The 12,539-nt window shown below is 35.1% G+C and carries 11 protein-coding genes; all 11 read right to left on the bottom strand.

The window, feature by feature from the left end; translation table 11 throughout:
- Positions 1-8: 8 nt before the first annotated feature.
- The 11 genes from EKM79_RS05360 to EKM79_RS05310 all read right to left on the bottom strand — a co-directional run bounded on the left by EKM79_RS05360 (position 9) and on the right by EKM79_RS05310 (position 12,512).
- Positions 9-1,277, bottom strand: a complete 1,269-nt coding sequence (locus EKM79_RS05360) for a dihydroorotase (protein WP_125566651.1) — start codon at positions 1,275-1,277, stop codon at positions 9-11.
- Positions 1,240-2,181, bottom strand: a complete 942-nt coding sequence (locus tag EKM79_RS05355) for an aspartate carbamoyltransferase catalytic subunit (RefSeq protein ID WP_125566649.1) — start codon at positions 2,179-2,181, stop codon at positions 1,240-1,242. The genes EKM79_RS05360 and EKM79_RS05355 overlap by 38 nt, the downstream gene beginning before the upstream one ends.
- A gap of 311 nt (positions 2,182-2,492) precedes the next feature.
- Positions 2,493-3,920 (bottom strand): Na+/H+ antiporter NhaC, encoded by a 1,428-nt coding sequence (nhaC, locus tag EKM79_RS05350; RefSeq protein ID WP_125566647.1) that lies wholly within the window; start codon positions 3,918-3,920, stop codon positions 2,493-2,495.
- A 23-nt stretch (positions 3,921-3,943) separates the two neighbouring features.
- The gene (tyrS, locus tag EKM79_RS05345) at positions 3,944-5,188 is read right to left on the bottom strand and encodes a tyrosine--tRNA ligase (RefSeq protein WP_125566645.1); all 1,245 of its coding nucleotides are present in this window, start codon (positions 5,186-5,188) and stop codon (positions 3,944-3,946) included.
- A gap of 399 nt (positions 5,189-5,587) precedes the next feature.
- Positions 5,588-5,992 carry a hypothetical protein gene (locus EKM79_RS05340; protein ID WP_125566643.1) on the bottom strand — a complete coding sequence of 135 codons (405 nt, stop codon included), beginning with the start codon at positions 5,990-5,992 and terminating at the stop codon, positions 5,588-5,590.
- Positions 5,973-6,431, bottom strand: coding sequence for a LytTR family DNA-binding domain-containing protein (locus tag EKM79_RS05335; protein WP_125566641.1), 459 nt, complete (start codon positions 6,429-6,431; stop codon positions 5,973-5,975). Before EKM79_RS05335 ends, EKM79_RS05340 begins: the two co-directional genes overlap by 20 nt.
- Before the next feature lie 168 nt (positions 6,432-6,599).
- Positions 6,600-7,181, bottom strand: a complete 582-nt coding sequence (gene yihA, locus EKM79_RS05330) for a ribosome biogenesis GTP-binding protein YihA/YsxC (RefSeq protein WP_125566639.1) — start codon at positions 7,179-7,181, stop codon at positions 6,600-6,602.
- 54 nt (positions 7,182-7,235) lie between these two features.
- The gene (gene clpX / locus EKM79_RS05325) at positions 7,236-8,483 is read right to left on the bottom strand and encodes an ATP-dependent Clp protease ATP-binding subunit ClpX (RefSeq protein WP_125566637.1); all 1,248 of its coding nucleotides are present in this window, start codon (positions 8,481-8,483) and stop codon (positions 7,236-7,238) included.
- A gap of 173 nt (positions 8,484-8,656) precedes the next feature.
- Positions 8,657-9,943 carry a trigger factor gene (gene tig, locus EKM79_RS05320; RefSeq protein ID WP_125566635.1) on the bottom strand — a complete coding sequence of 429 codons (1,287 nt, stop codon included), beginning with the start codon at positions 9,941-9,943 and terminating at the stop codon, positions 8,657-8,659.
- Between the two features lie 221 nt (positions 9,944-10,164).
- Complete coding sequence (tuf, locus tag EKM79_RS05315; protein WP_125566633.1) at positions 10,165-11,355, bottom strand: elongation factor Tu; 1,191 nt, start codon at positions 11,353-11,355, stop codon at positions 10,165-10,167.
- 206 nt (positions 11,356-11,561) lie between these two features.
- Positions 11,562-12,512 carry a tetratricopeptide repeat protein gene (locus EKM79_RS05310; protein WP_125566631.1) on the bottom strand — a complete coding sequence of 317 codons (951 nt, stop codon included), beginning with the start codon at positions 12,510-12,512 and terminating at the stop codon, positions 11,562-11,564.
- Positions 12,513-12,539 lie beyond the last annotated feature (27 nt).

Here is a 12,539-nt window from a genome sequence, read left to right as displayed (position 1 = left end):
AAATACTATTAGTCTGAATAAACTTCCTCACCATTCACAAATGTCTTCTTTATTTTGCCGAAGCAAGTCCACTTACTACCAACAAATGGGGTGTTTACTCCTTTGGATAGAAAATCATTTTTTTCAAAATAATATTCATCATCTAAATCAATTATTGTAAAATCCGCTGACTTACCAAGATGAATTTTACCCGCATCAATTCCAAAAATCTCGGCTGGCCTAGTAGACATAATGTCTAATAAATGTTCAATACTCATCATTCCACTCATTACAAAAAGTTTATACATCAGTGGAAATGAAGTCTCAATACCAGTAATTCCAAAAGCACTATTTAAAAATCCTTGATTTTTCTCACTAATTGCATGTGGTGCATGATCCGTAGCAATCATATCAATAGTCCCATCTAAAACTCCAGCAACTAATGATTCCCTATCCTTCTCACTACGTAAAGGTGGATTCATCTTAAAATTAGCATCGTCACTGACAATATCTGCATCACTTAGCAACAAATGATGCGGTGTAACTTCGCAAGTAACATTGATTCCAGCATCTTTTGCGATACGTATCAAATTGACACTATCTGCTGTAGATATATGACAAACATGATAATGAACTCCTGATTCTTTAGCCAACAATAAATCCCTAGCTAATTGTGAAGTTTCAGCAACTCTTTCAATTGCGGGTAGTCCTAATTTAGTAGCAGTATCTCCAGCATTGATAACACCTTTATTAAACAAGTTTTGATCTTCCACATGTGCTGCCAGATGGCTATCCAATTGTGCAATTCTTCTCATTGCATCAAACATTGTCTTAGCATTGTTAATTCCATGTCCATCATTTGAGAAGGCAAATGCTCCGGCTTGGTGAAGATCTTCTATTGGACTTAGCTCATCGGATGTTTCTTCCAATGTTATTGGAGCATATTGCAAGATTTTAATTTTTGATTGCTGATTCAACTTCATTTGATGTTTAAATTTTTCAACATCATCAGGAACAGGTACGACATTTGGCATCGTTCCAACCGTTGTAAAACCACCGTGGGCAGCTGCCGAACTTCCAGTTTTGATTGTTTCTTTATGAACTTGCCCTGGTTCTCTAAAATGAACATGCACATCTACTAATCCCGGAGCTACTAACTTATGGTTAGCATCAATTACTTCCGTTCCATCAGCATCTATTTCAGTGTCTATCTTCTTGAATTTTCCGTTTTCAATTAAGACATCCCTATCTAATATTTGCTTATCGTAATACAGCTTGGCGTTCTTTATTAGTTTCACTGTCAATTTTTGCTCCTTCGAGTACCGCTTCAATCATGGCCATTCTCATATAAACGCTATTTGTCATTTGTGGGAAAATGTATGACTTGTCACACTCTACTACATCATCAGCAATTTCTACCCCACGATTCACTGGAGCTGGATGCATAACCATAGCATCTGGCTTCATCATTTCTACACGGCGCATATCCAATCCATATTCTTGGAAATAATCTTCCTTAGAAAAGCTCTTATTCTCTTCTGAGCTTAATCTTTCATGTTGTACTCTCAACAGCATTACAACATCCATTTCTTGGCATAGCTCGTCGACACTCATATGTGTTCCGATTGCTTTAAATTCATCTGTATACCATGAATCTAATCCACCAAAACTCACATCTGCTCCTAGTCTTGTTAAAATTTCAGCATTTGAATGAGCAACACGTGAATGACTTAGGTCACCAATGATTCCAACTTTTAAGCCTTCGAAATGTCCATAGTGTTCAAAGATTGTCATTAAATCTAGAAGTGATTGCGATGGATGTTGACCTGTTCCATCTCCACCATTGATAATATGAATATTTACATTGTTATTGATTAGTTCTTCGTAATATTTATCCTGTGGATGGCGAATTACTGCAACGCTCGCACCAATACTTTCAACTGTTTTAACTGTATCGTATAGACTCTCACCCTTAGTTGTTGAAGAAGTCGATGCCTCAAATGCTATTTCCTTCATACCTAACTTCATTTCAGCAACTTGAAAACTTGATTTTGTTCTCGTACTATTTTCAAAGAATAAGTTCATGGCAAATTTATCTTTACCAATATTTGACTTCTTACCATTCTTGAAATCAATTGCTGTATCAATTAATCCATATACGTCTTCGTTTGTTAATTCTGACATTGAAAGTATGTGCTTCATTGCTATTTCCTCCAAATTAAAAGGGACACTGTCAGATTCAGTGTCCCAAAGTTGGAGTTTACTCGTATAACCTTTGGGACCTCACTGGATCCGATTAAAAGTTGTCTTCTTTTATTCTTTTCATAATTTTATTACGAAAACTGTATGTAACCTTTCAAGCCTCACAGGACTTGCTTAAAAGTTTTCGTTGAAAATACTATATGTTAATTATAAATAATCGTCAAGAAAAAGTTTAATTATTCAATAAATAAAAAACGGCTTTCAGATTGTTATATCAGTCACTGAAAGTCGTTTTATTTTATTTTTAATATTTAATTATTAGTATTTAATACTGTCTTTTTTAAAGAAATACTCTTGCCAACTTCGGCATCTGTTGTGTACTTCTTACCAAACACAAAAGCAAAAATAACGGTCAATAATGGATTCATCCAAACATAAAATGCGAAAGGAATAAAAGCAAACGGACTTACTCCTAAAATACCTGAGATAAAGATACCACTAACTCCCCATGGAACTAGTGCATTAATATCAGCACCACCACTTGCTAGGACACGTGATAAGTATTGTGGTTGAATTCCCAATTTTTTGAAATTACCACGGAAAGTCGTTCCGGGTAAAATAATTGAAATGTATTGCTCACCAACTAGAAAGTTAACACCAATCGCAGATAACATTGAAGCACTAATAAGTTTACCAGGTGTATTAACCTTGCTACTCAATTTCCCAATCAAGTTCTCTACAACACCTAACTTCAACAATACGCCGCCAAGTGTTAATGCAACCAAGATCAGTGAAATACTATCCAACATACTGGAAACACCACCACCACTGACAATTGCATTAATTTGCTTATCAGATGAATTCAATTTAAATCCTTGCATAATTACCGTACTGATTGTTTTGAACGATGTATGGTTAATGAATACATCCATTATAATAGCCGTTAATGATCCACTTAAAAGTGTCGGAATGGCAGGTACTTGCATAATCGCACAACCAATCAAGACTACTATTGGCAATAACATCCAAGGAGAGACAAAGAAATTTGTCTGCAAAGCATTAATAATATGATGAACTGAACTCATATCTACTTGACCATTACTGTGGCCGATGAATAAAAAGATAATGGCAGTTATTGCGGCAGAAATCAAAGCCGTATGAGAGATTGTCCTGATATGGCTAAACACATTTTTAACACCAGCAATACCAGTAGATAAATTAGTTGTTCCTGACAATGGTGACATATTGTTACCAAACAATGATCCTGAAACAATCGAACCTGCTGTCAAAACAGCATCGATACCCATAACATGTCCAATACCCATAAAAACAATTCCCAAAGTCGAAATCGTTGTAAATGAACTACCTACAATAACACCAACTAAACAACAACTTACAAAAACCGTAAATAAGAAAAAATTTGGATTTAGAATTTCTAATCCATAAACCATAATTGTCGGAATAACTCCAGAAATCAACCATGACGCTACTAGTACACCAATCATAACAAAAATTATCATTGGAATTATACCAGGCTTAACACCATCAACGATTCCTTCTTGCAACTCCGTCCAACTAAAACCTCGAAATCTTCCATAGAACAAAAGTAATGTAAATGTTAATAGAATTGGAACTTGTGGTGTCATACCAAAACCAATCATCATTGTTCCCAAAATTCCAAACATTACTATCATTACAATTAAACTCTCTATTGTGCTTAGTCTTTTCTCTTTTTTCATATTATTCATCGCCCTAATTAAATTTATTTAATTTTGGCTAAGAAGTACTTTTTCTTACCGCGACGGATAACGATGTATTTACCATCAAATGAATCTTTAGGATCGATCATTGTACTTGTTTCAGTTAGTCTTTCCCCATTGATTCTGATAGCACCGTTTTGAATATCTTCACGTGCCTGGCGTTTTGATTTGTCGACATTAGCGGCAATCAACAGATCTACCAAATTGATTTCATCTGAAGGGATTTCTTCACTTGGTACACCATGGAAGGCTTGTGCAACTTCATCCGTCGTTAGAGCTTGAATTTCACCAGAGAAGAGAACTTCAGTAATTTTTTCTGCTGTTTTCAATGCTTCTTCTCCGTGAACGAACTTAGTAACTTCTTCTGCCAAAGTCTTTTGTGCAACACGTTCTTCAGGTGCTGTTTTAACTTTTTCAGCTAAAGCTGCGATTTCATCTTGATTTAAGAAAGTAAATTTCTTAAGAAGATTAATTACGTCTTTGTCATCTTGATTGAACCAGAATTGATAGAACTCATATGGAGATGTCTTTTCAGCATCAAGCCATACGGCACCACCGGCTGTCTTACCAAACTTTGTACCGTCAGCTTTTAATAATAATGGAATTGTCAAAGCATAAACTTTAGCATCTTGTCCTTCAGCTTTATGAATCAAATCCAATCCAGCTGTAAGATTACCCCATTGATCACCACCACCAACTTGTAGTTGAACATTGTACTTACGATAAAGTGTCAAGAAATCTAGTGATTGTAAGATTTGATAGGTAAATTCTGTGAAGGAAATACCTGCTTCCAAACGGCTTGAAATGATTTCCTTGCCTAACATTGTATTAACATTAAATAACTTTCCGTAATCACGTAAGAAATCAAGAATTCCGATTGGTTCTGTCCAATCATAGTTATTAACCATTGTGAAATCTTTAAAAATTCTTTTAGCTTGGTTACTTAGAGCTTCAACGTTGTGGTTAACTTGATCCATTGTTTGCATTGGACGTTCGGCCTTTTTACCACTAGGATCACCGATTGAACCAGTGGCTCCTCCGATAACGATATAGGGATGATGTCCCATATCACCAAAACGTTTCAAAGTCATAAATGGTAACAAATGACCAATATGCATTGAATCTCCTGTTGGATCCATTCCGCAATAAAGTGAAATGTCTTTCTCGTCGACTAACTTTCTTAAGCCCTCTTCATCAGATTGTTGGTTGATCAAACCACGCCATGAAAGTTCATCAATAATGTTCATGTAAATTTCCTCCTATTTTTTTGCCCGAGTTGCTGGGAATAAAAAAGCGTCCCTGCATTATATGCAGGGACGCTAATTGCGCGGTACCACCCAAATTCAGATAATAAAATTATCTGCTCTTTACTCCTGTAACGTCGGACACGAAATTTCAACTTGGTATTTCATCAAACTACCCTGCATGACTCGCACCAACCGTCAATTCTCTTAACACCCAGGTAAATGATTAATTCTTGTGAAGCTGAAATTTAATTTATGTAAGTTATATTAGCAGACACTCAAAATAATGCAAGTGTTTTTTATTAAAAAGTTTTAATTGTTGTATAATATTTCTAATTTAGAATGGCACAATAACCAATCATCTCATTTAATTACGTTAAAATATTTTATTAAATCACATCACTATAATCTATTTAGTTTTTTAACTAAGCGTTTATTTTCAAACTTCCGATAAAAGTAAAATATCAAAATATGCATAAACAAATCTAGTAGAGTAATTGCTAACCAATATGGAATAATTAGAGCAAACATTTCTTTTGATAATAAATATACGGAAAAAAATCCACAAAAAAGATTCGCAATTGTTGTCGTAATAATATTAATTGGCGCTATCCAAGTTCCATAGTTCCACACATATGGATAAATAACTCCAAAAACTGTTGCAAACAACATTGCGATTCCGATAATATTCCAAAATATATTTAGATTAACCGTTATACTTCCAAAAATAATATTCAAAATTCCTAATATCCAAATTACAGTTATAAAAAAGATTCGCATAAATTTATTATTCAATTCTTTGAACATTACCCAATTCCTCCTTGAGTCTCTTAGCATAATATCGGCTAACAATAAAGCTTTGATTGCCTTTGGTATGTACTTCCAAACGAGCATACTTACCAGTATTAAAATCAATTACTTCTGCTAGGTTAAGAATGACAGAATTATTTATTCTAAACAAATTTGCATTTGTAATTTCTTCAAGCTTTTTAAGACGCACATTAGTATAAAAAATCTCATTATTAGTCGTGTAAACTTTTGATAAATTATCCATAGCTTCAATTGATAAAATTTGCGAACAACTTAGCAAAAAACGACGATTATTTTTAGGGTTGATAACTTCAATATGTGTTTTATCAGATAAGAAGTTTTTTAGCTTATCTTTCAATTCACGTTTTTTCGGATTAAGTTTAATACCAACTTCAGATATCGAATACGAATCATCCCATTCAAAATTAATTTTCATTAAATCACTCTCCTTTCACACATTAATATACTTATTTGTGACCCAGATATCATCGTATTTATCATTTGTTACACTTTAATCTATTTAGTTGCAATAACTTTAATTTTTATAATTCAAACATAAAAAAATGCCACTTTGAGTAAATACTCAGAGTGACGTTTTTTTACACTACATATGATCTTCAATCCATGCCCAAACTTCGTCCTTACCAGACTTTGTTTCTGCACTAAATAACTGCAAATTATCAGTTTGATTTATTTGCATAGTTTTAGTTACTTTGCTAATAGTCTTATTCCATTGGTTACGCTTGATTTTATCCATCTTTGTCGCAACAACTAGTGTTGGAATGTGATAATAGCTGACATATTGATACATCGAGATATCATCATCACTTGGCTCATGCCTACCATCAACCAAAATAACTACACCCTTTAAAACATGGCGTGTTGTAAGATATTCTTCAATCATTGCGCCAAATTCTTCACGCTGTTTTTTAGAAACTTTAGCAAATCCATACCCTGGAACATCCACCAAATATAATTGATCTTCAATATTGTAAAAGTTTAGTGTTTGCGTCTTACCAGGTGTACTGGACGTTCTCGCAAAGCTTTTGCGATTTATTAGAGTATTTATTAATGATGACTTTCCCACGTTAGAACGGCCTAATAAGGCTATTTCGGGGTATCCTTCATCTGGATACTGCTTTGAGCTTACTGCACTCAAGTTCATAGATACATTATTTACTTGCATAATTCACCTCAATGTAAGTATTTTATCATAAATTATACAAAAAAAGGCCGCCTACTAGGCAACCTCTCCATCTTTAAGAATCAACTCTGGTTCTTTTACTTTGCGAACTGCATCTTTAGTTACTTTGACGCGTTCAACATCCTTACGTCCAGGAATGTCAAACATAGTATCAAGCATTGTTTCTTCAACAATAGAACGCAAACCACGAGCACCTGTATTACGCTCAATAGACATCTTAGCAATTTCTTTTAACGCACCATCAGTAAATTGTAGTTCAACGCCATCAAGTGATAACAGCTCTTGATATTGTTTAATTAGAGCATTCTTAGGTTTAGTTAGAATATTAACCAAATCATCTTCAGTAAGTTTTTCCAGAGCTGTAACGATTGGAATACGACCAATGAATTCAGGAATGATACCAAACTTCATCAAATCTTCTGGAATGATTTGCTGCATCAAACTCTTCTCTTCATCGATACTTTCTGTTTGCTCAGCACCAAAACCAATTGTCTTATCACCTAAACGGTTCTTAACAATTTGTTCAATACCATCAAAAGCACCACCAACGATAAACAAGATGTTGGTTGTATCAATTTGAATTAATTCTTGTTGTGGATGCTTTCTTCCACCCTGTGGTGGCACACTAGCAATTGTACCTTCAAGAATCTTCAAGAGAGCCTGTTGTACACCTTCACCTGAAACATCACGAGTAATAGATACATTCTCACTCTTCTTAGAAATTTTATCAATTTCATCGATATAAACAATACCATGCTCAGCTTTTTCAACGTCAAAGTCAGCATTTTGCAATAATTTAAGTAAGATATTCTCAACATCTTCACCAACATAACCCGCTTCAGTTAATGTTGTAGCATCAGCAATTGCAAATGGTACTTTCAGAATACGAGCTAAAGTTTGAGCTAAGAATGTTTTACCTGAACCAGTAGGTCCAATTAAAGCAATGTTACTCTTTTGTAGCTCTGTATCGCCGTCTTTTGAGTGTTCCATCTTATTAATTCTTTTATAATGATTATAAACAGCAACTGAAAGCGCACGTTTTGCGTCAGTTTGGCCAATTACATAATCATCGAGAATGTGCTTAATTTCAACTGGTGTTGGAATATTATCTAGATTTAATGGTGCACTATCTTTCAATTCCTCATCAATGATTTCTTTACATAAATCAATACATTCATTACAAATGTAGACACCTGGTCCAGCAACAATTTTTTTAACTTGATCTTGAGTCTTTCCGCAGAAAGAACAACTGATTGTACCTGTAGTTTCTGTACTATCAAACATATGCATTTTCTCCTTCAATAGTTCCGATACTTTGAAAGTCTAGCATTTTAGTGGTTGGTAGTAAAGTAATTAGTTTATACAGACTAAATACACCAACCACAGCGCCTACTTAAACCATAACACATCCACAAAAAAAGAGACCTCACGGCCTCTCAATTATTAAATAATCTAAATTACTTTTCTTCAGCTGAATCAACAATCATTTCAATTGCTTTCTTAGCAGCAATATCATGAGCTAACATATCGTCTGATAGTGCGTTTCTAACAGCACTTTCTTCCATATTATATTCATCAGCAAGTGACTTGATTTCGTCTTTGATTTCGTCTTCTGAAGGTTTGATTTCTTCTTTTGCAACGATTGCCTCAATAACTAGATCAGTCTTAACACGTTCTTCGGCATCCTTAGCAAATTGCTTCTTCAAGTCATCTTCATTTGTACCAGTCATTTGATAGTACAACTTAGGATCGATACCTTGACGACGCAAGTTAGCTAAGTATTGGTTCATTTGGTTATCAACTTCTGTATCAATCATAGCTTGTGGTACTTCGTCGATTTTAGCATTCTTAACAGCAGCAGAAATTGCTTCTTCTTGAATAGCATCTTCAGCAGCTTGTTTCTTTTGATCCTTCAATTCATCATGGATCTTCTTCTTAAGATCATCAAGTGTGTCAACATCTTCGTCAACATCCTTAGCAAAGTCATCATCTAATCCAGGTAACTCCTTTGTCTTTACTTCATGAATCTTTGTCTTGAAGATAGCATCTTTACCGGCTAATTCCTTAGCTTGGTAATCTTCTGGGAATGTAACCTTAACATCAACATCCTCATCAGCACTGTGACCAACTAATGCGTCTTCAAATCCAGGAATGAATGAATTTGAACCCAATTCTAGTGAGTAGTTTTGAGCACTACCACCATCGAATTCTTTACCGTCAACTGACCCAACATAGTCAATAACAACTGTGTCGCCATTTTCAGCCTTACCATCTTTAAGAACTAATTCGGCTTGTTGCTTTTGTAATTCATTAAGACGATCTTCAACATCGGTCTTCATAACATTACGTTTTTGTTTCTTAACTGTAAGACCTTTGTAGTCACCAAGTTCAACTTCTGGTTTAACAGTAATTGTTGCACTAATAGCCCAAGGTTTGCCCTTTTCCATTGAATCAACAGTAATTTGTGGTTGATCAACTGGTTCTACCTTAGTTTCATCAACAGCTTGTTGATATGCGATTGGCAATACATTGTTCAAAGCATCTTCATAAAGTGCTTCTTCACCATACATACGGTTAAAGATTTGGCGAGGTACACGACCCTTTCTGAATCCAGGTACGTTCAAGCTCTTCTTTACACGATCAAAAGCAGTATCTAAACCTTTTTTAATTGTATCTTGGTCAATTTCAAATTTTAATTCACCAGTATTTTTTTCTTTTTTTGTAAATTTAGCCTTAGCAGACATTTTATCCCTCCGGTATATTTCACGATCTCATACTTTGTAATATTACCTTAAAATGGTGATATTGTAAATATTTGACGCTGATTCTAAGCCTTTTTCAGACATTACTCTAACATTATATGATACTTTAACTAGTTTTTATATAGAATTATATAAAAAAAGAGCTGAGACATAAGTCTCAACTCAATTTTAAAGGTTTTGTTATCAACATTTAATCAAAGAGATTAGTCTAAGATATCTGTAACAACACCAGCACCAACAGTACGTCCACCTTCACGAACAGTGAATCGTGTACCACTTTCAATGGCAACTGGAGCAATCAAGTCAACTTCGAAAGTCACTTGGTCACCAGGCATAACCATTTCAACGCCTTCTGGCAATTCGATAACACCAGTAACGTCAGTAGTATGGAAGTAGAATTGAGGACGGTAGTTTGAGAAGAATGGAGTATGACGTCCACCTTCTTCTTTAGTCATGATATAAACTTCACCCTTGAATTTTGTGTGAGTTTGGATTGAACCTGGTTTAGCAAGAACTTGTCCACGTTCAACTTGATCACGGTTAATACCACGAAGAAGAACACCAACGTTATCTCCGGCTTCACCAAGATCCAATGTCTTACGGAACATTTCTAGACCAGTAACAGTTGATTTTTCAACTTCTTCTTTCAAACCAACGATTTCAACTTCATCACCGACTTTAACTTCACCACGGTCGATACGACCAGAAGCAACAGTACCACGACCAGTGATTGTGAATACGTCTTCGACAGGCATCATGAATGGCTTATCTGTTTCACGCTTAGGTGTTGGGATATAGTCATCAATAATGTCAAGAAGTTCTTCAACATGTTTGATTTCCTCTGGGTCACCTTCAAGAGCCTTCAAAGCTGATCCACGAACGATAGGTGTATCGTTCCCAGGATAATCGTATTCTGAAAGTAATTCACGTACTTCCATCTCAACTAAGTCAACAAGTTCGTCATCATCAACAAGGTCTGTCTTGTTTAGGAATACAACGATGTATTCAACACCAACTTGGCGAGCCAAAAGGATGTGTTCACGAGTTTGTGGCATAGGACCATCAGTTGCAGCAACAACAAGGATAGCACCATCCATTTGTGCAGCACCAGTGATCATGTTCTTAACGTAGTCAGCATGTCCTGGAGCATCAATATGTGCATAGTGACGCTTTTCAGTTTCATACTCAACGTGAGCTGTGTTGATAGTAATCCCACGTTCTTTTTCTTCTGGGGCCTTATCAATATCAGCGTAGTCTTCAGCCTTAGCTAAACCTTTGTCAGCCAATACCTTAGTGATTGCGGCTGTAAGTGTTGTCTTACCGTGGTCAACGTGACCAATTGTCCCAATATTTACATGGGGCTTAGTTCTCTCATAATGTTCTTTTTCTGCCATTACAAAGAATCCTCCTAAAATTTCATTTCATAAGATTAATCCAAAGAAAATGTTCTTTAGATGGCTCTTTACTGAAAAATTATACTACTTTCAGTGGCGAAAGCAAAGTAATTCAGTATAACTCGCCTACTAAAAATATACTCTTTGGATTATACGGGGCGCGGTCAAAATTGTAAATACTATATGTGAAAAAAGTTTATTTTATTTCACTGTTGAAAGGTATTTATTAAAGAATCAAATCGTTTAATCCATTTTTTAACCTCTGGAAGCTCCGGATTGTCTCCTACTTGAGACTCATCGAGTAAACCATACCGCAAAAGGAATACTCTTGTCCAGAGACTTGGCGTTTTTATGATATCTTCTCCAAACGGATATACCATGGCAGCATATAATGATAACTCACTGCGCATATTTTCTAGTTGAATTTCATTTTCACTGTCTACAAGAATCTTTTCAAGCTCATCACACATTTCTAAATAAACTCGTGTTGACAATATGGGTTTAAGTTTTGAGGGATTAAACTGCTTATTCTCTCCATAAAACGAAATATCGATGTTTTCATCAATACCTAGTTTAAATAAGTTCTCTACAGTTTCACTTTTCAAAAGCGGATGGAGTAACGGGTTACCTAGCAAATCTTTTGCACTTTTTAAGTAATTTTCAATGTCAAATTCTCTAAGACTTCTTATTAGTTGAATTTGATCAATCACAGGCTGTGTAACGATTGAATTAAGTGCTTCTTCGATTTTCTTCATACGCGGTTTAAAGGACCTTATATGACGATTTTCAGAGAGTTTTACTCTACTTTTGAATTCATCTATAAATGATTTTTGAATCGTGGACAAAGGATTAGTCGAATAAAAATAAAGCATTTGATTTGCTAACAAGTAATCGTTATTCTCTATCACAATATCAGTTGCTAATCCAGCAGCTTCTGGATCACTCAAATAATAGTTGAAATAATCAAGAATTACAGCCTCCGCCTCATCAGCTCTTTTTGAGTTCAACAAAGAAGCGGCTAATCCTTGATTGATATCAAATGATTGTCGCAATCCATAAGCTTGTGTATATAAATCAGTTGCATCATCCCAATTACCCTTATCGTATGCATCTTCAGCTTGATCCAGTATGCGTCTTAGGTTATTTGAGTCGTCCATTAAAAAATACCTCTTTATAATAAAAGG

Origin of the sequence: Companilactobacillus insicii, assembly GCF_003946015.1 — a bacterium.
Taxonomy (GTDB): domain Bacteria; phylum Bacillota; class Bacilli; order Lactobacillales; family Lactobacillaceae; genus Companilactobacillus; species Companilactobacillus insicii.
The sequence above is the reverse complement of the archived record's forward strand: the minus strand, read 5'-3'. Positions and strand labels throughout refer to the sequence as shown.